This is a genomic window from Pseudomonas sp. TNT3 (assembly GCF_010095445.2).
GTDB lineage: Bacteria > Pseudomonadota > Gammaproteobacteria > Pseudomonadales > Pseudomonadaceae > Aquipseudomonas.
Window position 1 is genome coordinate 15,908 of the sequence record NZ_WFGV02000017.1, and the last position, 23,589, is coordinate 39,496.

The 23,589-nt window shown below is 57.7% G+C and carries 26 protein-coding genes; 19 read left to right on the forward strand and 7 right to left on the reverse strand.

Going from position 1 to position 23,589, the window contains the following annotated elements:
* Positions 1-182: 182 nt before the first annotated feature.
* Both GBC55_RS12520 and GBC55_RS12525 read left to right on the forward strand, forming a co-directional pair.
* Positions 183-2,621 carry an ATP-binding protein gene (locus tag GBC55_RS12520; RefSeq protein ID WP_162437772.1) on the forward strand — a complete coding sequence of 813 codons (2,439 nt, stop codon included), beginning with the start codon at positions 183-185 and terminating at the stop codon, positions 2,619-2,621.
* A 290-nt stretch (positions 2,622-2,911) separates the two neighbouring features.
* The gene (locus tag GBC55_RS12525; protein ID WP_162437773.1) at positions 2,912-3,253 is read left to right on the forward strand and encodes a hypothetical protein; all 342 of its coding nucleotides are present in this window, start codon (positions 2,912-2,914) and stop codon (positions 3,251-3,253) included.
* Positions 3,254-3,271: 18 nt separating this feature from the next.
* Here GBC55_RS12525 and GBC55_RS12530 read toward each other — a convergent pair whose 3' ends face one another.
* Positions 3,272-5,101, reverse strand: a complete 1,830-nt coding sequence (locus tag GBC55_RS12530; protein WP_162437774.1) for a hypothetical protein — start codon at positions 5,099-5,101, stop codon at positions 3,272-3,274.
* A gap of 159 nt (positions 5,102-5,260) precedes the next feature.
* On the opposite strand from GBC55_RS12530, the gene GBC55_RS12535 reads away from it, so the two are divergent.
* The 3 genes from GBC55_RS12535 to GBC55_RS12545 all read left to right on the forward strand — a co-directional run bounded on the left by GBC55_RS12535 (position 5,261) and on the right by GBC55_RS12545 (position 7,004).
* Positions 5,261-5,749 carry a TIGR00645 family protein gene (locus tag GBC55_RS12535; protein ID WP_033054284.1) on the forward strand — a complete coding sequence of 163 codons (489 nt, stop codon included), beginning with the start codon at positions 5,261-5,263 and terminating at the stop codon, positions 5,747-5,749.
* A 204-nt stretch (positions 5,750-5,953) separates the two neighbouring features.
* Positions 5,954-6,265 (forward strand): DUF6482 family protein, encoded by a 312-nt coding sequence (locus GBC55_RS12540; protein ID WP_162437775.1) that lies wholly within the window; start codon positions 5,954-5,956, stop codon positions 6,263-6,265.
* Between the two features lie 121 nt (positions 6,266-6,386).
* Positions 6,387-7,004: an FKBP-type peptidyl-prolyl cis-trans isomerase gene (locus tag GBC55_RS12545; RefSeq protein ID WP_162437776.1), complete on the forward strand. Its 618-nt coding sequence runs from the start codon at positions 6,387-6,389 to the stop codon at positions 7,002-7,004.
* A 130-nt stretch (positions 7,005-7,134) separates the two neighbouring features.
* On the opposite strand, the gene GBC55_RS12550 is transcribed toward GBC55_RS12545, so the two are convergent.
* The 3 genes from GBC55_RS12550 to GBC55_RS12560 form a co-directional block, all read right to left on the reverse strand.
* Positions 7,135-7,392 carry a hypothetical protein gene (locus tag GBC55_RS12550; RefSeq protein WP_162437777.1) on the reverse strand — a complete coding sequence of 86 codons (258 nt, stop codon included), beginning with the start codon at positions 7,390-7,392 and terminating at the stop codon, positions 7,135-7,137.
* A gap of 208 nt (positions 7,393-7,600) precedes the next feature.
* Positions 7,601-7,942, reverse strand: coding sequence for a zinc ribbon domain-containing protein YjdM (locus GBC55_RS12555; protein ID WP_162437778.1), 342 nt, complete (start codon positions 7,940-7,942; stop codon positions 7,601-7,603).
* Between the two features lie 154 nt (positions 7,943-8,096).
* Positions 8,097-9,065, reverse strand: coding sequence for a polyprenyl synthetase family protein (locus GBC55_RS12560; protein ID WP_162437779.1), 969 nt, complete (start codon positions 9,063-9,065; stop codon positions 8,097-8,099).
* Positions 9,066-9,305: 240 nt separating this feature from the next.
* Here GBC55_RS12560 and rplU point away from each other — a divergent pair, with 240 nt between their 5' ends.
* The 5 genes from rplU (at position 9,306) to GBC55_RS12585 (ending at position 13,062) form a co-directional block, all read left to right on the forward strand.
* On the forward strand, positions 9,306-9,620 hold the full coding sequence (gene rplU, locus GBC55_RS12565) for a 50S ribosomal protein L21 (protein ID WP_003176051.1): 315 nt from the start codon (positions 9,306-9,308) through the stop codon (positions 9,618-9,620).
* A gap of 34 nt (positions 9,621-9,654) precedes the next feature.
* The gene (gene rpmA, locus GBC55_RS12570) at positions 9,655-9,912 is read left to right on the forward strand and encodes a 50S ribosomal protein L27 (RefSeq protein ID WP_003176049.1); all 258 of its coding nucleotides are present in this window, start codon (positions 9,655-9,657) and stop codon (positions 9,910-9,912) included.
* Positions 9,913-10,105: 193 nt separating this feature from the next.
* Positions 10,106-11,329, forward strand: a complete 1,224-nt coding sequence (cgtA, locus tag GBC55_RS12575; RefSeq protein WP_162437780.1) for an Obg family GTPase CgtA — start codon at positions 10,106-10,108, stop codon at positions 11,327-11,329.
* A gap of 137 nt (positions 11,330-11,466) precedes the next feature.
* The gene (gene proB / locus GBC55_RS12580; protein WP_162437843.1) at positions 11,467-12,585 is read left to right on the forward strand and encodes a glutamate 5-kinase; all 1,119 of its coding nucleotides are present in this window, start codon (positions 11,467-11,469) and stop codon (positions 12,583-12,585) included.
* A 12-nt stretch (positions 12,586-12,597) separates the two neighbouring features.
* Positions 12,598-13,062, forward strand: coding sequence for a CreA family protein (locus GBC55_RS12585; RefSeq protein ID WP_150701499.1), 465 nt, complete (start codon positions 12,598-12,600; stop codon positions 13,060-13,062).
* Between the two features lie 185 nt (positions 13,063-13,247).
* On the opposite strand, the gene rpsT is transcribed toward GBC55_RS12585, so the two are convergent.
* Positions 13,248-13,526, reverse strand: a complete 279-nt coding sequence (gene rpsT / locus GBC55_RS12590; protein WP_008154937.1) for a 30S ribosomal protein S20 — start codon at positions 13,524-13,526, stop codon at positions 13,248-13,250.
* 252 nt (positions 13,527-13,778) lie between these two features.
* Between rpsT and murJ the strand changes: the two genes are divergently transcribed.
* Positions 13,779-15,317 (forward strand): murein biosynthesis integral membrane protein MurJ, encoded by a 1,539-nt coding sequence (gene murJ / locus GBC55_RS12595; protein WP_162437781.1) that lies wholly within the window; start codon positions 13,779-13,781, stop codon positions 15,315-15,317.
* Positions 15,318-15,320: 3 nt separating this feature from the next.
* Here murJ and GBC55_RS12600 read toward each other — a convergent pair whose 3' ends face one another.
* Positions 15,321-15,539 (reverse strand): hypothetical protein, encoded by a 219-nt coding sequence (locus GBC55_RS12600; RefSeq protein ID WP_162437760.1) that lies wholly within the window; start codon positions 15,537-15,539, stop codon positions 15,321-15,323.
* Between GBC55_RS12600 and ribF the strand changes: the two genes are divergently transcribed.
* The 5 genes from ribF to ispH all read left to right on the forward strand — a co-directional run bounded on the left by ribF (position 15,447) and on the right by ispH (position 21,305).
* Positions 15,447-16,397: a bifunctional riboflavin kinase/FAD synthetase gene (ribF, locus tag GBC55_RS12605; protein ID WP_162437782.1), complete on the forward strand. Its 951-nt coding sequence runs from the start codon at positions 15,447-15,449 to the stop codon at positions 16,395-16,397. The two genes, GBC55_RS12600 and ribF, sit on opposite strands and share 93 nt — an antisense overlap.
* Positions 16,398-19,229, forward strand: coding sequence for an isoleucine--tRNA ligase (gene ileS / locus GBC55_RS12610; protein ID WP_162437783.1), 2,832 nt, complete (start codon positions 16,398-16,400; stop codon positions 19,227-19,229). It abuts the gene before it with no gap.
* Positions 19,222-19,734 (forward strand): signal peptidase II, encoded by a 513-nt coding sequence (gene lspA, locus GBC55_RS12615; RefSeq protein WP_162437784.1) that lies wholly within the window; start codon positions 19,222-19,224, stop codon positions 19,732-19,734. Before ileS ends, lspA begins: the two co-directional genes overlap by 8 nt.
* 7 nt (positions 19,735-19,741) lie before the next feature.
* Entirely contained in the window at positions 19,742-20,179 is a 438-nt protein-coding gene (gene fkpB / locus GBC55_RS12620) for an FKBP-type peptidyl-prolyl cis-trans isomerase (RefSeq protein WP_178114301.1), read from the forward strand.
* Between the two features lie 178 nt (positions 20,180-20,357).
* Positions 20,358-21,305, forward strand: coding sequence for a 4-hydroxy-3-methylbut-2-enyl diphosphate reductase (gene ispH, locus GBC55_RS12625; protein ID WP_162437786.1), 948 nt, complete (start codon positions 20,358-20,360; stop codon positions 21,303-21,305).
* Here ispH and GBC55_RS12630 read toward each other — a convergent pair.
* Positions 21,282-21,824, reverse strand: coding sequence for a GspH/FimT family pseudopilin (locus GBC55_RS12630; protein WP_162437787.1), 543 nt, complete (start codon positions 21,822-21,824; stop codon positions 21,282-21,284). The genes ispH and GBC55_RS12630 overlap by 24 nt on opposite strands.
* A gap of 130 nt (positions 21,825-21,954) precedes the next feature.
* Here GBC55_RS12630 and GBC55_RS12635 point away from each other — a divergent pair, with 130 nt between their 5' ends.
* The 3 genes from GBC55_RS12635 to GBC55_RS12645 are packed head-to-tail and all read left to right on the forward strand — an operon-like array spanning position 21,955 to position 23,584.
* Complete coding sequence (locus GBC55_RS12635) at positions 21,955-22,428, forward strand: GspH/FimT family pseudopilin (protein ID WP_162437788.1); 474 nt, start codon at positions 21,955-21,957, stop codon at positions 22,426-22,428.
* A complete protein-coding gene (gene pilV, locus GBC55_RS12640) occupies positions 22,425-22,874 on the forward strand; it encodes a type IV pilus modification protein PilV (RefSeq protein WP_162437789.1) in 450 nt (149 codons plus the stop codon). Before GBC55_RS12635 ends, pilV begins: the two co-directional genes overlap by 4 nt.
* A complete protein-coding gene (locus tag GBC55_RS12645) occupies positions 22,871-23,584 on the forward strand; it encodes a prepilin-type N-terminal cleavage/methylation domain-containing protein (RefSeq protein ID WP_162437790.1) in 714 nt (237 codons plus the stop codon). Before pilV ends, GBC55_RS12645 begins: the two co-directional genes overlap by 4 nt.
* Positions 23,585-23,589 lie beyond the last annotated feature (5 nt).

Below are 23,589 nucleotides of genomic sequence, written 5' to 3' on the forward strand. Positions count from 1 at the left end.
GTTTAGGCACGTTCCAAGGGTTCCGTGATTTTTTCCAAAACATTTGATCTAAACGCTGTTTTTCACCCGGCCCGCCTGGCGATGGCGGGTTGTCTATGCTTTGCCTATAGGCGCGCCTTGCAAGTGGGGTATGGGCAGCGCCAGAATGCCGCTATCTGCCCCGCCTGATGTAAGGAAGCCCGATGCCTGATCCTGTTGCTGCCAGCTTGCGTCTAGCGCCTGAAGCGCTAACCCGTCCGTTTTCCGCTGAACAGTTCAGCTTCTCTACCACCAATGATCTGGAGCCCTTCCGCGGTGTGCTCGGCCAGGAACGTGCGGTCGAAGCCTTGCAGTTCGGCGTGGCCATGCCACGCCCCGGTTACAACGTTTTTGTCATGGGTGAGCCCGGTACTGGCCGGTTCTCGTTCGTCAAACGCTATCTGAAAGCCGAAGGCAAGCGCCTGCAGACCCCGGCGGACTGGGTCTACGTCAATAATTTCGACGAACCGCGCGAGCCCCGAGCGCTGGAATTGCCATCGGGTACTGCCGGTGCGTTTATCGGCGACATCAACGGTTTGATCGACAACTTGCTGGCGACATTCCCGGCGGTGTTCGAGCACCCGTCCTACCAGCAAAAGAAAAGTGCCATCGACCGCGCCTTCAACCAGCGCTATGACAAGGCACTGGACATCATCGAACGTCTGGCGCTGGAGAAGGACGTCGCGCTCTACCGCGATGCCAGCAATATTGCGTTCACGCCGATGGCTGAAGGCAAGGCACTGGATGAAGCGGAATTTGCGCAACTGCCCGAGGCGGATCGTGAACGCTTCCACGACGACATCTCTGGACTGGAAGAGCGGCTGAACGAAGAGCTCGCCAGCCTGCCGCAATGGAAGCGCGAGTCGAGCAATCAACTGCGTCAGCTCAACGAAGAAACCATCACCCTGGCCTTGCAGCCTTTGCTGTCTCCGTTGTCGGAGAAATACGCAGAGAACGCGGCCGTCTGCGGCTATCTGCAAGCGATGCAGGTGTACCTGCTCAAGACCGTGGTCGAGCAACTGGTGGACGACAGCAAAGTCGACGCCGTGGCGCGCAAGATGCTGGAAGAGCAATACGCTCCGAGCCTGGTCGTGGGGCATTCGTCCAGTGGCGGTGCGCCGGTGGTGTTCGAGCCGCACCCGACATACGAAAACCTGTTCGGCCGCATCGAATACAGCACCGATCAAGGGGCGCTCTACACGACGTATCGCCAGCTGCGACCGGGTGCGTTGCATCGGGCCAATGGTGGTTTCCTGATACTTGAAGCGGAAAAGATGCTCAGCGAGCCGTTCGTGTGGGATGCGCTCAAGCGTGCCTTGCAATCGCGCAAGCTGAAGATGGAGTCGCCGCTGGGTGAGCTGGGCCGTCTGGCCACGGTAACGCTGAACCCGCAACACATTCCGTTGCAGGTCAAAGTCGTCATCATTGGCGCTCGCCAGTTGTATTACACGCTGCAGGACCTTGATCCGGACTTCCAGGAGATGTTCCGCGTTCTGGTGGATTTCGATGAAGACATCCCGATGGTCGACGAGAGCCTGGAACAGTTCGCCCAGTTGCTGAAAACCCGAACATCGGAGGAGGGCATGGCGCCGCTGACCGCTGATGCGGTGGCACGTCTGGCGACCTACAGTGCGCGTCTGGCTGAGCATCAGGGGCGTCTTTCGGCGCGTATCGGCGATCTGTTCCAGTTGGTCAGCGAAGCGGATTTCATTCGTCACCTGGCGGCGGATGAAATGACTGATGCCGGACATATCGAACGTGCGCTCAAGGCCAAGGCGACCCGCACCGGGCGAGTTTCGGCGCGGATTCTCGATGACATGCTGGCTGGGATCATCCTGATCGACACCGATGGCGCGGCCGTGGGCAAATGTAACGGGCTGACCGTATTGGAAGTCGGTGACTCGGCATTCGGTGTGCCGGCGCGGATTTCCGCCACCGTGTATCCGGGTGGCAGCGGTATCGTCGACATCGAGCGCGAGGTCAACCTGGGCCAACCGATCCACTCCAAAGGCGTGATGATCCTCACGGGTTACCTGGGCAGTCGTTATGCCCAGGAATTCCCGCTGGCGATTTCCGCGAGTATCGCGCTGGAGCAATCCTACGGTTACGTGGATGGCGACAGTGCATCGCTGGGCGAGGCATGCACACTGATTTCGGCCTTGTCGAAAACGCCGCTCAAGCAGTGTTTTGCGATTACCGGGTCGATCAACCAGTTCGGTGAAGTGCAGGCGGTGGGCGGGGTCAACGAGAAAATCGAAGGCTTCTTCCGGCTCTGTGAAGCGCGCGGCTTGACCGGTGAGCAAGGCGCGATTATTCCCCAGGCGAACGTTGCGACCCTGATGCTCGACGAGAAGGTGCTGGCCGCGGTGCGTGCCGGGCAGTTCCATGTGTACGCGGTACGGCAGGCCGATGAGGCCTTGAGCCTGTTGGTGGGCGAGCCGGCGGGTGCACCTGATGAGAACGGCGAGTTCCCTGAGGGCAGTGTCAACGCGCGGGTCGTGGAGCGCTTGCGCGTGATTGCGGAAATGATCAGTGAAGAAGATCTGAAGGAAGCAGAAAAAGAAGCGGCGCTGGAGGCGTTGGTAGAGGCCAAGCCTGCGTAACCCACAACCCCTGTATGAGCAAAGCTTGCTCGCGATGAGGGATTAACGTTCAACATCAGGTTGAATGAAAGTCCGAAATCGCGAGCAAGCTCGGCTCCAACAGAAAGCCGTAAAGTGACATCAAACTGACGTCAAACTTCACACAATGACCGCTCGGCGCCTTCTGGTCTCAGTTGGCATGCTAGCCATACTTTTCTTCTATTCTCAGCTCAAGGATATCGACAGTAATCACTGGATCGAGACAGCCTTCTCGTGGGGGCTGAATACCGGATCTACCGAGGGTCGCCGCCATGTCGCGCAACCTCTGCCTCACCCGTCAATGCCTGGGCCTTGTGACCCGGATCGAATGTGCCATCCGCCCGCTGGCGGGGGATACGGGCATGTGGACATTACTTTTTGCCGCTGGAATGGCCGGCGAACAACCTTCAGCCATCAAAGCCCAAGGGCCGTTTCATGGGCCTTTCGTGGCCGAATCGATCCTCGACACCATCGTTGAAAGCCTGACGCTACATGGTTATGAGCTGGCCGATGACCCGCAAATCTGGTGCCTGCATCTGCAGGCCCAGCTGCGGGAAATCAATGGCGGTCGCAACCGCAATCCCGGTGGTTTCGAGTTCCGGCCTGATCATTGAATCCGGTCATTGGGATAGCTATTGAGCAAGGCTGGACGTATCAGCCTTGTCGAGCTTGACCTCGAAACCGTATTGCACGGTGGTGAGATCGGTTCGTTGAAAGGTTTCCAGTCGGGTGGGGCGCCCGTAAAAATAGTGCACGCCTACCAATGCCGGGCCTTCCGCGCTCGCATCATGGCTGACTGAAAGAATTTCCTTCAAATAATTGCCGCTGTCGTCCCTGGCGAAGAAACGCCAGTCCTGGGCGGGATAAGTCTTGAGATCGACCACCAGAGCGTTGCCTTTGAGCTCAAGGCCTTTGGGCAGTTGATGGGACTCCAGGGTTTTCTGCTCGACGGTGGCCAGGAATAGCGGCATCGAGCCCACGACGTACGCGGGCGTCTCGGGAAACAGATTCAGGTCGTAGGTGATGGTGCCGCGCAATGGATCGACCTGGTAAGCCTCAGGAGGCAGTTCGATCGGCTCATCGCGTTTGCCTTGACCGTCTTCGGTAAAAAAGCTGACAGGGCTGTCACCGGGATTGAAAGAGTTGCCGAGCAGTTCGTCATTGAAGCTTTTGGCATGATCGAACTCGATGCGCGCCGCACTTGGGTCTTCGACCGACTGACGGATGCTGACACCTTTCTTCAACTGGTCTTCTTTTAGCGTCGCGCCTTTTAACCAGGTCGGCGCCTGGTCGTCATAGACCACCACGGGGAGATTTAACGTCTGGATGGTTTTTTCCGTGGTGTGTGAATCGAACCGACGAACTGGCAGGTTTAGGTCCTTGCGGGTGACCGTGGCAGCCGAGAAGTCCAGTACGTTGACTTCGAGGGTGTCGATCGGTCCGTTGAAATACACCTTGGAGTAGTGGTGGGTTTGTTGTTTTTCAAAGGCGCGTTGTTCTTCATCGAGCTGCTTTTCGAACGCCTCGCTCCACTCCTTCTGCTGTTGCATGCGTGCCAGTTGTTTTTGATAGAAAGCGATCTGCTCGGCGGTTTCGTTTATCGACCCTGAGCGCGAGAGAAATTGCCCGGTGCTGTCCTTCGCCTGAACGACCAGCGGATTGAGTGGTGTTTCGCTCACCTCGGGCGCTAATGGCGCGCTGTTGTTGAATTCGATCTCTGCATAGTTGTTTTCAAGTTTCAGCAACTTGACGCTGAGGTTGTCATTGGTGCGGATCTGGCCGACGTCTTTTTTCGTCAGGTCAAAGCTGTACAGCCGGCGTGGCGCAATCACTTCAACTTTGCCTTGCAGGCTCACCGGTTGCGGCTGATTTTTGTTTTCGACGTCGAGGCCATCGATGAAGGGATAGGTCACCGTCAGATCATCGGGATTGGTCAGGTTGGAGCTTGAGGGGCTCAACTGGATGCCGGGGTCGGTTTCCGACCACTCTGGCTGGAATGGGATCACGCGCTTATTGCTCAGGGTTACCGATTGCCATTCCAGGCCGTGAGGGAAGAGAAACGCGTCGGGGATATTGAAACTGAACGGGAACACCGGCTGCAGATCGGTCAGGTAGTCGGAGCTGGAATCCTTGTGCAGCACAAACAGGCCGGAGATGTAGGTGTCGACCAGCGCCTGAGGGGTGGGGTAGTGCTTGAGCACGGCCAGTGCATCGTCGCTGTATCCGGTTTCCACAGGTTTGCTGTCAAGCTTGAGTTGCGCCCGTTCGAGCAACAGCAGCGAGCCGCCGAGTTCGGCCACGGCGCCCTTGAGCTTCGGATCCTGGATGGCATCCAGTGATTTTTCGAATTGCGCAGTCTTTTCTTCGAGGCTGATCTCGCGTTTCTCATCGCTGGGCGAGCAACCGCTCATCAGCAGGGCGAGGCAAATGCCGGCACTCGTTAAAGGTAATCGCACATCCATTTTCCAGTCTTCCTGTCCGTTGCAGCTGGGCTGTCAATAGTTTGGACACTAGCAGAAAAACCTTGTGACAAACGCGCAGGTTGCGGATTCCGGACGGTTTCTGGGTGTAACGAGCGGCTGTTATACTCGCGGCCATTTCCAGCCCTTGTGTGAGATTCAATGGAACGCTTTATCGAAAATGCAATGTACGCCTCCCGCTGGTTGCTGGCGCCGATCTACTTCGGCCTGTCGCTCGGCCTGCTGGCGTTAGCGCTGAAATTCTTCCAGGAAGTGTTTCACGTCATCCCTAACGTGTTCTCCATGGCGGAATCGGATCTGATTCTGGTGCTGTTGTCGCTGATCGACATGGCGTTGGTGGGTGGTTTGCTGGTGATGGTGATGATTTCCGGTTACGAGAACTTCGTCTCCCAGCTGGACATTGATGACGACAAGGAAAAGCTCAACTGGTTGGGCACCATGGACTCGTCTTCCCTGAAGATGAAAGTTGCGGCGTCTATCGTGGCGATTTCGTCCATTCACCTGCTGCGGATTTTCATGGACGCCAAGAACGTCGATCCCGAGCATTTGAAGTGGTACGTGATCATTCACATGACCTTCGTCATTTCGGCGTTTGCCATGGGTTATCTGGATAAGCTGACCAAGCACTGACGCACCCCGTTCTGCAGGAGCAAAGCTTGCTCGCGATCAGGGTCAATTCGGTTTCACTTCAAACCGCAGGGATGCTATCGCGATCAAGCTTTGGTCCACAGACAAGTGTGAAACTGACAAGCGGTGTGGTTTATGGCTTGTACTTTGATGCGGCGAGGCATATGCCTGTAAGGGTCCTGGTTCGCCACTGTCTGAGGTGCGTTCATGAACCTGCAAGAGCTGAATGCCTTTGCCATCGCCGGTAAGGTCGATGAGCTGAACCTGATATCGCTGGAAGGCGGTATTTATCTGTTGGAGGCGCGCATGCACGGTGCCGCCTACCCCTTGAGCGATGCCAGCGGTGGCATGTTCCACTTGCGCTCAGTGGAACACGCGCGTGAAGTGTTGCACGCTTTTCCAGCCTTGCCTTTCAACCTTGTGCACACCTCGGTGCATGACGAGATGTGCGGGCTGGGTGCCAGTGCCGAGCAAAGCCTGAAGGTGCCGATCGCCTTTCGTTCTGCATGGCACAACTGACGCCTCTCATCAACGCAATAGCATCTGTGCTAGTCTGCTGGCCCTTTTGGTTCCGGGCGCTCCGGGATGCGCTGTGCAAGCACGGCATGTTCCTGGGCCGTCCGCACAGCGGAGCAGTGTCATGTCCGAAGTAAATCTGTCCACCGACGAAACTCGCGTCAGCTACGGTATCGGCCGCCAGTTGGGCGACCAACTGCGCGACAACCCGCCGCCGGGCGTTAGCCTGGACGCGATCCTGGCGGGTCTGACCGACGCCTTCGCCGGCAAGGAAAGCCGCGTAGGTCAGGAAGAGATGTCCGCGAGCTTCAAAGTCATTCGTGAAGTCATGCAAGCCGAAGCAGCAGCCAAAGCTGAAGCAGCGGCGGGTGAAGGCCTGGCATTCCTGGCTGATAACGCCAAGCGTGACGGCATCACCACCCTGGCTTCCGGCCTGCAATTTGAAGTGCTGACCCAAGGTGATGGCGCCAAGCCAACCCGTGAAGATCAAGTGCGCACCCACTATCACGGCACTCTGATCGACGGCACTGTGTTCGACAGCTCCTACGAGCGCGGTCAGCCTGCTGAATTCCCGGTGGGCGGCGTTATCCCGGGTTGGACCGAGGCGCTGCAACTGATGAACGCCGGTAGCAAATGGCGTCTGTACGTGCCGAGCGAGCTGGCTTACGGCGCTCAAGGCGTTGGCAGCATTCCGCCGCACAGCGTACTGGTGTTTGACGTCGAGCTGCTCGACGTTCTGTAAAGCCGCTGGTTACCTGTAGGAGCGAGCTTGCTCGCGATGGACGTCAACGATGACGCGGCCATTCTGAATGAGCGCGGTGCCTTTGAATTCTTCGCGAGCAAGCTCGCTCCTACAGAGTTTGCGGTGTTTTTCATATTTCGAGTTTATGGTGCAGTTCATTTGCCGGGCGCAACGCTCGGGCATAACAGAATAGAAACAGGTTACGCACCAATTCCTTGAGCACCATCGGCTCGCTAGAACTCAAGCCGTTGACGTCCAGGTCACCCTGATCCTGCAGCTCGTTCAAGGCTTCCTCTTCAAGTACGGCACACACTTCCCCGGTCTCCCGATGCAGGATCCGCAGGTATGGGTGTGGACGGTCCAGCCAGGCATCGATCAAATAAGTCATGGTTCTCATCTCCATTGATTGGGGTTCAATGAGAATAATTCTTATTCGTCAAATAGCAAGGACCTATTGGTGGTTTGCTTTTTTTTCCGGGTAAAGATTGCGTAAGGTCAAAACGACTGGCGTTTTGCTATTGCACGGGAAGAGGCGGAAAGGCTGGGGGAGGGATGAAGCACCATCCCACGCGGGCGCGGGATGGTATGGAGCAGATTCAGACTTTTCTGACGAACTCGGATTTGAGTTTCATCGGGCCAATGCCGTCGATTTTGCAGTCGATGTCATGGTCGCCATCGCACAGGCGGATGTTCTTGACCTTGGTGCCCACCTTGACGACCAGAGATGTCCCCTTGACCTTGAGGTCCTTGATGACGGTGATGGTGTCACCGTCTTGCAGGACATTGCCGACCGAATCTTTCTTCACGGCGTCATCGGACGCTGCTTCAGCTTCGCCACTGGCGGACCATTCATGGGCGCACTCAGGGCAGATAAGCTGCTGGCCGTCTTCATAGGTGTATTCGGAATTGCATTTTGGGCAGGGTGGCAACGTGCTCACTAAAGCTCCTTGAATTCAGGACCGCTAAAAAGCGCACATTATATAGGGTTTTAGCCGAGGAGGGCGCGGATAGCAAAAGATCGCCGCTTCCGACGGCTCTCACAGGTGAACACAAAACCCTGTAGGAGCTGCCGGAGGCTGCGATCTTTTGATCTTAGTGCGTGCGGGCGACCGCAAACTCACTCAGTTCGACCAGCGCATCGCGGTATTCGCTGGCGGGCAGCGCGTCCAGGCATTTGATCGCGCGGGCCACGTATTCACGCGCCAGCTTGGCGGTGTACTCAAGCGAGCCTGAAGCTTCGACAGCTTCGCGGATACTTTCCAGGTCTTCGATACCGCCTTTCTGGATCGCCTTGCGCACCAGTGCCGCCTGTTCCGGCGTGCCTTCGCGCATGGTGTAGATCAGTGGCAGGGTCGGCTTGCCTTCGGCCAGATCGTCGCCGACGTTCTTGCCCAGGGTTTCCGCGTCGCCCTTGTAGTCGAGGAGGTCGTCAACCAGCTGGAAAGCTACCCCGAGATGGTCGCCGAAGGTGCGCAACGCCTCGCTCTGTTCCGGCGTCGCACCGGCCAGGGCCGCGGCGCTGTGGGTGGACGCCTCGAAGAGCATGGCGGTCTTGCCGCGGATGACTTCCATGTAGGTTTCTTCGGTGGTGCTCGCGTCACGCACCTTCGACAGCTGCAGCACTTCGCCTTCGGCGATGATGCGGGTCGCTTGCGAAAGGATTTTCATAACCGGCATGGAGCCCAGTTCGACCATCATTTCAAAGGAGCGCGAATACAGGAAGTCGCCGACCAGCACGCTTGGGGCGTTACCCCACATGGCGTTGGCGGTCGAGCGGCCACGGCGCATGCCGGACATGTCGACGACGTCGTCATGCAGCAGGGTGGCGGTGTGCAGGAATTCGATGGTCGCGGCCAGCAGGCGCATGTCATCGCCTTCACGGCCCAGCGCCTTGCCGCAGAGCAACACTAATAAAGGACGCAGGCGTTTGCCGCCAGCCGAGGTGATGTAATCGCCGATTTTCGAAACCAGCGGCACTCGGGAAGTCAGCTGCTTCTTGATGATGCCGTCGACGGCGCTAAAATCGTCCGCCACCGCGCGGTAGAAAGCTTGGGGTTGCATCAGCGACAGTTGCTCCAGAAGGGTTGCGCGGCATGCTAGGACCCGCGTCGGCGGGTGTCAAGGCACGATGGACGGCCCCTTGCATCGCTTCAGCAGCTTGCGTACAATCGCGCACCCTGAACTTCCTGGGCAGCACCTGCCTTACGCAATTGCAATCGGGCCTTCCAGCCCAATGCAGCCATGCCAGCCAATACCTCTTCTTATAAAGAGCTGGGTGAGCAGGATTATCGGAGAAATACCATGTCTTATGCAGTAATCGTTACTGGTGGCAAGCAGTACAAAGTTGCTCCAGGTGAATACCTGAAGATCGAAAAACTGGAAATCGCTACCGGCGAATCCGTTACTTTTGATCGCGTTCTGTTGGTTGCCAATGGCGACGACGTGAATATCGGCGCTCCAGTTGTTGCAGGCGCTACCGTTGTGGCTGAAGTGATCTCCCAAGGTCGTCACGATAAAGTCCGCATCATCAAGTTCCGTCGTCGTAAGCACCACATGAAGCGTATGGGCCACCGCCAGTGGTACACCGAGATCAAAATCACCGGTATTCAGGCTTAATTTCAGCCTAATTCCTCACTAGGAGAATTGACTCATGGCACACAAAAAAGCTGGTGGTAGTACCCGTAACGGTCGCGACTCAGAAGCCAAACGCCTTGGCGTTAAGATGTATGGCGGCCAGAAAATCATTCCGGGCAACATCATCGTGCGTCAGCGCGGCACCCAATTCCACGCCGGTTACGGTGTTGGCATGGGTAAGGATCACACCCTCTTCGCGAAAATCGAAGGCGTGATCAAGTTCGAAGTAAAGGGCGCGTTCAACCGCCGTTACGTGAGCGTTGTCGCAGCTTAATTGCGCGATCGCTGGAAAAGCCCTGTCTCGCGACGGGGCTTTTTCGTTTGTGGGGTGAGTCTCTTGCAAAGCTGTTTGTAATGGGCTCCAGCGCTGGATTTGCGGTCGTTGATTGAGGTCGCTGCGCTCATTTTTGCAAGAGTCTTATGTCTAGATTTTCTCGGCTCGTCCGTATGACGAGAGGCGTTTTGTTATGAAGTTTGTTGATGAAGTATCGATTCGAGTAAAAGCCGGTGACGGCGGCAACGGTTGCATGAGCTTCCGTCGCGAAAAATTCATTGAAAACGGCGGCCCTAACGGCGGTGATGGTGGTGATGGCGGCTCGGTCTACATGCTCGCCGACGAAAACCTCAACACCCTGGTGGACTACCGTTACACCCGGCACTTTGATGCCGAGCGTGGTTCCAACGGCGGCAGCACCGACTGCACCGGCAAGAAGGGTGAAGAGCTGGTACTGCGGGTTCCTGTTGGTACTACCGTCATCGACTCGGCCACTCAGGAAGTGATCGGCGACCTGACCAAGGCAGGTCAGAAACTGCTGGTAGCTCATGGTGGCTGGCACGGTCTGGGCAACACCCGTTTCAAATCCAGTACCAACCGCGCTCCGCGTCAAACCACTCCGGGTAAGCCGGGTGAGGCGCGTGACCTGAAGCTGGAAATGAAGGTCTTGGCGGACGTTGGTCTGCTGGGTTTGCCGAATGCTGGCAAAAGTACTTTCATTCGTTCGGTCTCGGCCGCCAAGCCGAAGGTCGCCGACTACCCGTTCACCACGTTGGTGCCGAACCTGGGTGTGGTCAGCGTCGATCGCTGGAAAAGCTTTGTGGTCGCGGATATTCCGGGCCTGATTGAAGGCGCTTCCGATGGTGCGGGCCTGGGGATTCGCTTCCTCAAGCACTTGTCGCGTACCCGCCTGCTGTTGCATCTCGTAGATATGGCGCCGCTGGACGATGCAAGCGCGCCGGATGCTGCGGAAGTGATCGTCAGCGAGCTGACGAAATTCAGCCCGTCCCTGGCTGAGCGTGATCGTTGGTTGGTGCTGAACAAGTGCGACCAGATCCTTGAAGAAGAGCACGATGCTCGCGTCAAGGAGATCGTTGATCGTCTGGAGTGGACCGGTCCTGTTTATGTGATCTCGGCCATCTCCAAGCTCGGTACCGAGCGTCTGTGCCACGACATCATGCGTTACATGGAAGACCGTGCCGATCGCCTGGCGAACGACCCGGCTTACAAGGAAGAATTGGCCGAACTCGATCAGCGTATCGAAGACGAAGCCCGTGCGCAGCTGCAAGCCCTGGATGATCAGCGTGCTCTGCGTCGCAGCGGCGTGAAGTCGGTCCATGACATCGGCGACGATGACTGGGATGAAGAAGATGTGGATGACGAAGACGGTCCGGAAATCATTTACGTGCGTGACTGATTCGTTGCGATAAACTTAAGCGCCGCTCACCAGAGCGGCGTTTTAGTATCTGGAAATCGATCATGGGTCACGAATAACCACGATTAACGTCACGGGCAGCGCTGGGTCGCGCTGTCCTCAAGCTAAGGTTGAAGATGATGCGGAGCAAGGTGACAGGTGCGCAGCGTTGGGTCGTGAAGATCGGCAGCGCTTTGCTGACGGCGGACGGCAAAGGCCTGGATCGCGCGGCAATGAGTGTCTGGGTTGAGCAGATGGTGGCCTTGCATGAGGCGGGTGTCGAGCTGGTGCTGGTGTCCTCCGGGGCGGTGGCGGCCGGCATGAGCCGTCTGGGCTGGAGCGTGCGACCCAGTGCGATGCACGAGCTTCAGGCTGCTGCCGCAATCGGCCAGATGGGCCTGGTGCAGGCGTGGGAGTCGAGCTTTGCCGAACATGGCCGGCACACTGCGCAGATCCTCCTGACGCACGACGACTTGTCCGATCGCAAGCGCTACCTGAATGCTCGCAGTACCTTGCGCGCGCTCGTTGAGCTGAAAGTGATTCCGGTCATCAACGAGAACGACACCGTCGTCACCGATGAAATCCGCTTTGGCGACAATGACACGCTTGCGGCGCTGGTGGCCAACCTGGTTGAAGCTGATCTGCTGGTGATCCTCACCGATCGCGACGGCATGTTCGACGCCGATCCGCGTAACAATCCCGATGCCAACCTGATTTACGAAGCCCGCGCCGATGATCCGGCGCTGGATGCGGTGGCGGGTGGCACAGGTGGTGCGTTGGGGCGTGGTGGTATGCAGACCAAATTGCGTGCTGCGCGTCTGGCGGCTCGTTCGGGTGCTCACACCATCATTGTGGGTGGGCGCCTGGAGCGCGTGCTGGATCGCCTGAAAGCGGGCGAGCGCATCGGCACCTTGCTGTCGCCTGAGCGCGGCATGCTGGCGGCGCGCAAGCAGTGGTTGGCCGGTCATCTGCAAACCCGCGGCACGCTGGTGCTGGATGCGGGGGCGGTAACGGCGTTGTCCAAGGGCAACAAGAGTTTGCTGCCGGTGGGCGTCAAGCTGGTTCAAGGTAGCTTCCGTCGTGGCGAGATGGTGGTGTGCGTGGCTCCGGATGGTCGTGAGATCGCCCGAGGCCTGGCGAACTACAGCGCGCTCGAAGCACAAAAAATCATTGGTCAGTCGTCTGAGGCGATTGTCGGTCTGTTGGGTTATATGGCGGAGCCTGAACTGGTTCACCGCGATAACCTGATTCTGGTCTGAAGGAATACCTGAATGCGCGTGGCAAAAGGATTGTTGGGTCTGCTGTTGGCGATGCCGTTGCTGGCTTCAGCCGAAGAGATTGGTCAGGTATCGACAGTGTTCAAGTTTGTCGGGCCGAATGACCGTATCGTTGTCGAGGCGTTTGATGATCCTAAGGTTGAGGGCGTGACTTGTTACCTGTCGCGTGCCAAGACCGGAGGGGTGAAGGGTGGTTTGGGGTTGGCAGAAGATCGCGCCGAGGCGTCCATTGCCTGTCGTCAGGTCGGCCCTATCAGCTTCAAGGGGGAGCTCAAGGACGGGGACGAGGTGTTCAAGGAGCGCACGTCGCTAGTGTTCAAGACCATGCAGGTGGTGCGGTTCCTCGATAAGAAGCGCAATACGCTGGTGTACCTGGTCTACAGCGATCGCTTGATCGAAGGCAGTCCACAGAATGCGGTAACGGCTATTCCGATCCTGCCGTGGGCGCACGTCCAGTAATCTGACGAAGATCCAAATTGTAGGAGTGAGCCTGCTCGCGATAGCGGTGGAACAGTCGACATCAGTGTTGAATGTTGCCCCGCTATCGCGAGCAGGCTCACTCCTGCATTTTTTTGTGCGGTGTCTGCCAAATCGCAGGCAATAAAAAACCGACCCTGAGGTCGGTTTTTTAACAAGCTTATCGCTTATGCGGCTACAGCAAGGTTCAGAGCCTTGACGTGACCGTTCAGGCGGCTCTTATGGCGAGCAGCCTTGTTCTTGTGGATGATGCCTTTATCGGCCATACGGTCGATAACTGGCACGGCCAGAACGTAAGCAGCTTGAGCTTTTTCAGCGTCTTTTGCGTCAATGGCTTTAACTACATTCTTGATGTAGGTACGAACCATGGAACGCAGGCTGGCGTTGTGGCTGCGACGCTTCTCAGCCTGTTTTGCACGTTTTTTGGCGGAAGGTGTGTTGGCCACCGTCGAGCTCCTCGAAAGACTTTTTAGGAAATAGCAAACAAAATAGGCCGCGAATCATGCCGATGAGTTGTTGTCTTGTCAAGGGCGGTTGAGACGTTCCGCTAAGTGGTAGGTATAAAGAGGCGGGATATTTATTTCCGGCGCTTGACCTGTAAACTCGCGAGCTTTGGCTCTGTGCTGCTGCGGCGCGGAGTATCGCATAAGTAGGCGCTTTGTTCGCCTGCTGTTTATCGACAGGCACAAACTCTTTCAATGAATCTGCTCAAATCGTTGGCCGCCGTCAGCTCTATCACGATGCTTTCCAGGATTCTGGGGTTCGTTCGTGACACGCTCATCGCACGTACTTTTGGCGCAGGGATGGCGACAGACGCCTTCTTTATTGCCTTCAAATTGCCCAATCTGTTGCGGCGTATCTTCGCCGAGGGGGCATTTTCCCAGGCATTCGTGCCAATTCTCGCGGAATACAAAAGCCAGCAGGGTGAAGAAGCGACGCGAACGTTTATTGCTTACGTCTCCGGCCTGCTGACGCTGGTGCTCGCACTGGTCACTGCGTTGGGCATGATCGCCGCGCCGTGGGTTATCTGGGCGACGGCGCCAGGGTTCACCACTACGCCGGAAAAATTCGAGCTCACATCCAGCCTTTTGCGAGTGACCTTTCCTTACATATTGCTCATCTCCCTGTCATCACTGGCCGGGGCGATCCTCAATACCTACAACCGCTTCTCGGTGCCGGCCTTCGTGCCGACACTGCTCAACGTCAGCATGATTATTTTTGCGGTGTTCCTGACGCCGTACTTCGATCCGCCGGTCATGGCGCTCGGATGGGCAGTTCTGGTGGGTGGTCTGGCGCAGTTGCTATATCAGCTGCCGCACCTGAAAAAGATCGGCATGCTCGTGCTGCCGCGCCTGAATCTGCGCGACACCGGTGTGTGGCGAGTGATGAAACAGATGCTCCCGGCCATTCTCGGTGTGTCCGTGAGCCAGATTTCATTGATCATCAACACGATCTTCGCCTCGTTCCTGGTGGCAGGCTCGGTTTCCTGGATGTATTACGCCGACCGTTTGATGGAGTTGCCATCCGGCGTTCTGGGTGTGGCATTAGGTACGATTCTGTTGCCAACCCTGGCCAAGACTTATGCCAGCAAGGATCGTCACGAGTACTCGCGGATTCTCGATTGGGGCCTGCGGCTGTGTTTCGTTCTGGTGCTGCCATGCTCGCTGGCACTGGGTATTCTCGCCGAACCGTTGACGGTCTCGTTGTTCCAGTACGGCGAGTTCAGCGCTTTTGATGCGTCCATGACTCAACGGGCCTTGATTGCCTATTCCGTCGGTTTGCTCGGAATTATCGTGATTAAAGTGTTGGCGCCGGGCTTTTACGCACAACAAAACATTCGGACACCGGTAAAAATCGCGATTTTTACCCTCGTCGTGACGCAGTTGTTCAACCTGGTGCTGATCGGGCCGCTCGCACATGCCGGTCTGGCGTTGGCGATCAGTGCCGGTGCCTGTATCAATGCCGGGCTGCTTTTTTATCAGCTGCGTAAGCAACAGATGTATCAGCCTCAGCCCGGCTGGGGGAAGTTCGGTCTCAAACTGGTGATTGCCGTGCTGGTGATGTCCGGTGTTTTACTGGCAGGGATGCATTTCATGCCGGCCTGGGCCGAGGGTCACATGCTGGAAAGGTTCCTGCGTCTGGGGGCTTTGGTTGCTGCTGGCGTGATCGCCTATTTCGGTATGCTGTTTTTGATGGGCTTTCGTTTACGCGACTTCAATCGCAAGGCGTTGAGTTGAACGTCACGACGCGATAAACACGGGCGAGTCGGTGTTTTTGTCGGCTCGATCACTTTGGGTTACGGTGTTGCCTGTCGTCGGCCGCCGGGTGTGGTTATAATCGACCACTTTATGAGCAAGAAGCGCGTTATGCAGCTGGTTCGAGGCCTCCACAATCTGCGCCCCCAGCATCGGGGCTGTGTCGCCACTATTGGCAACTTTGACGGTGTTCACCGTGGCCACCAGGCAATCCTGGCGAGGCTCCGTGAGCGTGCGCTCGAGTTGGGCGTGCCCAGCTGCGTGGTCATTTTCGAGCCGCAACCGCGAGAGTTTTTCGCTCCGGACACGGCACCTGCCCGTCTGGCCCGGCTGCGAGACAAACTGCAGCTGCTGGCCGACGAAGGCGTAGACCGCGTTTTGTGCCTGGCCTTCAACCAACGCCTGAGCAAGCTCAGCGCCAGCGAATTCGTCGATACTATTCTGGTGGATGGCCTGGGCGTTCAGCACCTGGAGGTCGGTGACGACTTCCGTTTCGGCTGTGACCGGGTGGGGGACTTCGATTTCCTGCAACAGGCCGGCGTCATGCAGGGCTTTACCGTAGAAGCGGCGCAAACCGTGGAACTGGACGGTATTCGCGTCAGCAGTACGCAGGTTCGCAATGCCTTGGCCGCAGCTGATTTTGTCTTGGCCGAGCGTCTGCTGGGTCGTCCCTACAGGATTGCCGGGCGGGTATTGCATGGTCAGAAGCTGGCGCGCCAGCTGGGTACGCCCACGGCCAACATCCAGCTCAAGCGTCGTCGGGTTCCACTGACCGGTGTTTACCTGGTCAATGTCGATATCGACGGCAAGACCTGGCCTGGCGTCGCCAACATTGGCGTGCGGCCAACGGTTCAGGGCGATGGCAAGGCCCACCTCGAAGTACATCTTTTAGATTTTGCCGGCGATCTGTATGACCGGCGTTTGACGGTGGTTTTCCACCACAAGCTGCGTGAAGAGCAGCGTTTCGCCTCTCTGGAGGCGCTTAAGACGGCGATCAATGCGGATGTCGCCGCCGCCCGTGCCCTGTCGCACCTAGCGCCAATCGCTAATGAAGAGCCTTAAATGACCGACTATAAAGCCACGCTAAACCTTCCGGACACCGCCTTCCCAATGAAGGCCGGCCTGCCTCAGCGCGAACCGCAGATTCTGCAGCGCTGGGACAGCATTGGCCTGTACGGTAAGTTGCGCGAAATTGGCAAGGATCGTCCGAAGTTCGTGCTTCACGACGGTCCTCCGTACGCCAACGGCACGATTCACATCGGTCACGCACTGAACAAGATTCTCAAGGACATGATCATCCGCTCGAAAACCCTGTCGGGTTTCGATGCGCCTTATGTTCCGGGATGGGACTGCCACGGCCTGCCGATCGAGCACAAAGTCGAAGTGACCCACGGCAAGAACCTGGGTGCGGATAAAACCCGCGAACTGTGCCGTGCCTACGCCACCGAGCAGATCGAAGGTCAGAAATCCGAATTCATCCGTCTCGGCGTGTTGGGCGACTTTGCCAATCCGTACAAGACCATGGACTTCAAAAACGAGGCGGGTGAAATCCGTGCCCTGGCGGAAATCGTCAAGGGCGGCTTCGTGTTCAAGGGCTTGAAGCCAGTGAACTGGTGCTTCGACTGCGGCTCGGCTCTTGCCGAAGCTGAAGTCGAGTACGAGAACAAGAAGTCTGCGACCATCGACGTGGCCTTCCCGATTGCCGACGAGGCCCAACTGGCTGCGGCTTTCGGTCTGTCGTCGCTGACCAAGCCCGCTTCGATCGTGATCTGGACCACCACGCCGTGGACCATCCCCGCCAACCAGGCGCTGAACGTACACCCGGAATTCAATTACGCCCTGGTCGACGTCGGCGACAAACTGCTGGTGCTGGCTGAAGAGCTGGTCGAGTGTTGCCTGGCCCGTTACAGCCTGGAAGGTTCGGTCATCGCGACCACGACCGGTAAAGAGCTGGAACTGATCAACTTCCGTCATCCGTTCTACGATCGCCTGTCTCCCGTTTATCTGGCCGACTACGTTGAGCTGGGCGCTGGCACTGGCGTGGTTCACTCCGCCCCGGCTTACGGCGTGGACGACTTCGTGACTTGCAAGAAATACGGCATGGTCAACGATGACATCCTCAATCTGGTGCAGAGCAACGGCGTCTACGTTCCGTCGCTGGAGTTTTTCGGCGGCCAGTTCATCTGGAAAGCCAACCCGGCCATCGTCGACAAGCTGACCGAGGTCGGTGCGCTGCTGCACACCACCATCATCGAACACAGCTATATGCACTGCTGGCGTCACAAGACTCCGCTGATCTATCGCGCCACCGCGCAATGGTTCATCGGCATGGACAAAGAGCCTGCAACTGGCGAAACCCTGCGCAAGCGGGCAATCAAAGCGATCGAAGAGACCAAGTTTGTGCCGGCCTGGGGCCAGGCGCGCCTGCACTCGATGATTGCCAACCGTCCTGACTGGTGCATTTCCCGTCAACGCAACTGGGGCGTGCCGATTCCGTTTTTCCTGAACAAGGAAAGCGGCGAGCTGCACCCACGTACCGTTGAACTGATGGAAGAAGTCGCCAAGCGCGTAGAAGTCGAAGGCATCGAAGCCTGGTTCAAGATGGACGCTGCCGAACTGCTCGGTGACGAAGCGCCGCAGTACGACAAGATCAGTGACACCCTCGATGTCTGGTTCGATTCAGGCACCACGCATTGGCACGTCCTGCGCGGTTCGCATCCGATGGGCCACGAAACCGGCCCGCGTGCCGACCTGTACCTCGAAGGCTCCGACCAGCACCGCGGGTGGTTCCACTCCTCGCTGCTGACCGGTTGTGCAATCGACAATCACGCGCCATACCGCGAACTGCTGACTCACGGCTTCACTGTCGACGAGTCCGGCCGCAAAATGTCCAAGTCCCTGGGCAACGTGATCGCGCCGCAAAAAGTCAACGACACCCTGGGCGCAGACATCATGCGTCTGTGGGTGGCTTCCACCGATTACTCGGGTGAAATGGCGGTTTCCGAGCAGATTCTGCAGCGCAGCGCGGACGCTTACCGGCGTATCCGTAACACCGCTCGCTTCCTGCTTTCCAACCTGACCGGTTTCAACCCGGCCACCGATATCCTGCCGGCCGAAGAAATGCTGGCACTGGATCGTTGGGCCGTGGACCGTACCTTGCTGCTGCAGCGCGAGCTGCAAGAGCACTACGGCGAATACCGCTTCTGGAACGTCTACTCCAAGATCCATAACTTCTGCGTGCAGGAGTTGGGCGGTTTCTACCTCGACATCATCAAGGACCGTCAGTACACCACTGGCGCCAACAGCAAGGCTCGCCGTTCAGCGCAAACCGCGCTGTACCACATCTCCGAAGCGCTGGTGCGCTGGATCGCGCCGATCCTGGCGTTCACCGCTGATGAACTGTGGGAATACCTGCCGGGCGAGCGTAACGAATCGGTGATGCTCAACACCTGGTACGAAGGCCTGACCGAGTTGCCGGAAAATGTTGAATTGGGCCGCGCCTACTGGGAGCGGATCATGGCGGTGAAGGTAGCGGTCAACAAGGAAATGGAAATCCAGCGCGCGGCCAAGGCTGTCGGTGGCAACCTGCAAGCCGAAGTCACGCTGTTTGCCGAAGAGGCGTTGAGCGCCGACCTGGCCAAGCTCAGCAACGAACTGCGCTTTGTGCTGATCACCTCGACCGCCAGCGTTGCACCTTTCGTGCAGGCACCGGCCGACGCGGTGGTCACCGAAGTCAGCGGTCTGAAGCTTAAAGTGGTCAAGTCGAGCTTCGCCAAGTGCGCCCGTTGCTGGCACTGCCGTGAAGACGTTGGCGTGAACCCGGAGCATCCGGAAATCTGCGGTCGTTGTGTCGACAACATCAGCGGCGCTGGCGAGGTTCGCCACTATGCCTAATGGCGTTGGTCGTTTCGGACGACTGAGCTGGCTCTGGTTGAGCTTGCTGGTTCTGGTCATTGACCAGGCCAGCAAGTTCTACTTCGAAGGCTCGCTGAGCATGTACCAGCAAATCGTGGTGATCCCCGATTACTTCAGCTGGACCCTGGCTTACAACACGGGCGCTGCGTTCAGCTTCCTGGCCGACAGCTCCGGCTGGCAGCGCTGGCTGTTTGCGTTGATCGCGATTGTGGTCAGTGCCGTGCTGGTGGTCTGGCTCAAGCGGCTGGGGCGCAACGAAACCTGGCTGGCGGTTGCGCTGGCCCTGGTGCTCGGTGGCGCGCTGGGCAATCTGTATGACCGCATTGCCTTGGGCCATGTGATCGATTTCATCCTGGTGCATTGGCAGAACCGCTGGTATTTCCCGGCGTTCAACTTTGCCGACAGTGCTATTACTGTCGGTGCCGTGATGCTTGCACTGGATATGTTCAAAAGTAAAAAGACCGGAGAAGCCGTTCATGACTGAACACGTATTGGCTGAGCAACGCATCCGCCAGAACACGGAAGTCACCTTGCACTTCGCACTGCGCCTGGAGAACGGCGACACTGTCGACAGCACCTTCGACAAAGCGCCGGCGACCTTCAAGGTCGGTGATGGCAACCTGTTGCCAGGGTTCGAAGCAGCACTGTTTGGCTTCAAGGCGGGCGACAAGCGTACGCTGGCGATTGCGCCGGAAAACGCGTTTGGCCAGCCCAACCCGCAAAATGTGCAGATCATTCCGCGCTCGCAGTTCCAGGACATGGACCTGTCTCCGGGCTTGTTGGTGATCTTCAACGATGCGGCGAATACCGAGTTGCCGGGCGTGGTGAAAGAGTTCGATGATGAGCAGGTGACCATCGACTTCAACCATCCGTTGGCTGGCAAGACATTGACGTTTGACGTTGAGATCATCAGCGTTACGTCGCTGTAACTGACCGAACACGGCTCGCGATAACATACGTTCTTTCTGAATCTACGCGGTGTCCTGTAGGAGCGAGCTTGCTCGCGATGATCGTTAACGATAACGCGTTTGTTCTGAATTAACGCGGTGTCCTGAAGTCCATCGCGAGCAAGCTCGCTCCTACATAGGGCAAGACACGAGGCACAGCATGCAAATCAAACTCGCCAATCCCCGTGGCTTCTGCGCCGGTGTGGACCGGGCGATCGAAATCGTCAACCGCGCCCTGGAAGTTTTCGGGCCGCCGATCTATGTGCGCCACGAAGTGGTGCATAACAAATTCGTCGTTGAAGACCTGCGGGCTCGCGGGGCGATCTTCGTCGAAGAACTGGATCAGGTGCCGGATGACGTCATCGTGATCTTCAGTGCCCACGGCGTCTCCCAGGCGGTCCGTACCGAGGCCGCAGGCCGCGGCCTGAAGGTGTTCGACGCAACGTGCCCGCTGGTCACCAAGGTGCATATCGAAGTTGCACGCTATAGCCGTGACGGGCGCGAATGCATCCTCATCGGCCACGCCGGTCACCCGGAAGTCGAAGGCACCATGGGTCAGTACGATGGCAGCAATGGTGGTGCGATCTACCTGGTCGAAGACGAAAAAGATGTCGCCGCGCTGCAAGTGAGCAATCCTGAAAGGCTCGCGTTCGTGACCCAGACCACGCTCTCCATGGACGATACCAGTCGTGTCATTGACGCTCTGCGTGCGCGTTTCCCGGCGATCGGTGGTCCACGCAAGGACGACATCTGCTACGCCACGCAAAACCGGCAGGACGCGGTCAAGCAATTGGCTGATGAATGTGACGTGGTGTTGGTAGTCGGCAGCCCTAACAGCTCCAACTCCAATCGCCTGCGTGAACTGGCTGAACGCATGGCGACTCCGGCCTACTTGATCGACGGCGCCGAAGACCTGCAAAAGAGCTGGTTCGACGGTGTCGAGCGGATCGGCATTACTGCCGGCGCCTCCGCACCGGAAGTACTGGTGCGTGGTGTGATCCAGCAGTTGCAGGCGTGGGGTGCTACCGGTGCCGATGAATTGGCCGGGCGCGAGGAAAACATCACGTTCTCCATGCCCAAGGAATTACGCGTCCGCTCCCTTCTCTGAGTCTTCTCCTCCCACGCATAACGTCTGTGCAGTTTTATCACTGCGCAGGCTGACGCGGCCGTTGGAAGCCAGCACCACCTGGTGTTGGCTTACCGGCTCGCTGATTGCACACACATGTAATGTTCCATTTTGAAATCCTCTACTTGCTGGTCTGCCAAGACCGGTGAATCGTATGGATGTCGTAACATGCGTGTTGCCGACAATCGGCGCGCCAATGCCACTTTGACGCTCGATCAACACCGGATTGTCGCTGTCCTCATACCCCTTGCCGCTGACGTCCAAAATGATTCGCCACCCCTGGCTCCAATCGCCATTGATGCCGTGAATCATCACTGTCTGATTGCGCGTGATCGCCTCGCTTCGCGCGCTGCGTACACCGGCGACCAAACTCTTCGCCGCTTCTTCGCGTTGGTTCGATTCGGTAAGTGCTGCGAACGCCGGACTGACCAGCGACAGAACAATCCCGGCAATCGTCAGTCCCATAAGCAGTTCGATCAGGCTGAAACCTTGTTGGCGCATGACATCTCCCTCCCTGGAGTGTGGTGACACGCACATTCGAGCGCGACTAATGGCAAAACAACCCTACATCTGCCGGCTGAATGCTCTAGCGTGTAACAGCAGGTATAGCCGACGGCAACGGAGGGCATCGATGGATCATCGTACAAAAGGTTTCACGCTGATCGAGTTGTTGGTCGCGCTCGCCATCTTTCTGATCCTGATCACGCTGGCGGTACCGGCGTTCACCAGTTCGGTTCAAGGGACCAAGGCTGATACCGAGATCGGTGACCTGCGACGCGCTTTGAATTTCGCGCGACTGGAGGCGATCGACCGGGGCATCACCACACGGGTTCGTCCGACGGCGGGTGGTAGTGTCTGGACCGGCGAATTGACGGTGTACGACGGTATTGGCACGCCCGCCAATGTATTGCGGGTTGTTCCCGCAATAAGCAGCGGCGCGACTCTGACGCTACCCTCAGGAGTGACCGCCATCGATTTCAACAACCTTGGCGGGTTGTCGGCACCTTCCACTGCGGTGGCGATCAGCTATGCGCTGGGCGCGCAAAGCAGGACACTGAATGTGTGTTTGAACGGACGAATCATATTGAGCGGAAATTGCGGATGAGGGGATGGAGCAAACGCGCACAGGAAGGCACGACGCTGATTGAAGTCCTGGTTGCGATGTTGATTCTGGCTGTGGGCCTGTTGGGGGCGGCGGCCATTCAACTCAATGCGTTGAAGTACACCGACAGCTCGCGGATGACCAGTCAGGCCAGTTTTATTGCCTACGACATGATGGATCGAATTCGCGCCAACTCGGCAGCCGATTACACGGTCACGCCACCCACCTCGGCCAACCTGAGCGTCGCCCGGGATCAGGATCTTTACGATTTCACCACCAACATCGCCAGCGCCCTTGGCGCCACCGCCACAGGCAGCGTCGCCCTTAATCAGCGGGTATACACCATCACAATTACCTGGGATGACTCCCGAGCCGCCAACACCGCCAATGCCCGTCGCAGTTTTGTATTGACCAGTCGTGCGACCGTCGACCCGGTGTCTACACCATGACCCGGCGCGACAGCGGTTTCGGCCTGGTCGAACTATTGATCGCCACGGCGTTGAGCCTGATCGTGGTGCTGGGCGTCGCGCAGATTTTTATCGCAGCCAAAAATACCTATGTCACCCAGAACAGCGCGGCCAACATGCAGGAAGATGCACGCTTCGTACTGAGCAAGATGATTCAAGAGATTCGCATGGTGGGCATGTTCGGTTGTTTGGGGACTATTACAGAGGCTGTTCCGGGCAGCGACTTCAACACCCATCAAATCACGCCCATCAGTTGGGACAACGCCAACCTTAAACTCACGCTCGTGACCGCTGATGTTGGGGGGAGCGGGGGGACGCCGACCTGGACTGTGATTTCCGACTGCCGAAGTACCGCGACGGCCTACCCCCAGACCAGGGCACCTGCCTCAGGGCAGCTGGCGTTTCCGATTCGACGATTGATCTATAGCCTGAAAAATGGACAGCTGACGATGGGGGCGGGAATTGGTTCGCCGACTCAGTATGTGCTCGTGGATAACGTCAGCGCGTTCAATGTGAGCTTTGGCCTCGCCAGTTCTGCCACGGAGGCTGCTGCCTCCAGTTACAGCAGTAATCCTTCAGACCCCGCGCGAATCCGCAGCGTGCGACTGACGTTGACGCTCACGGACCCCGACAAGCGGGTACGCGATCAAACCTTCAACGTGGTTGCCGCCTTGCGCAACCGCTTGCCATGAGAGGA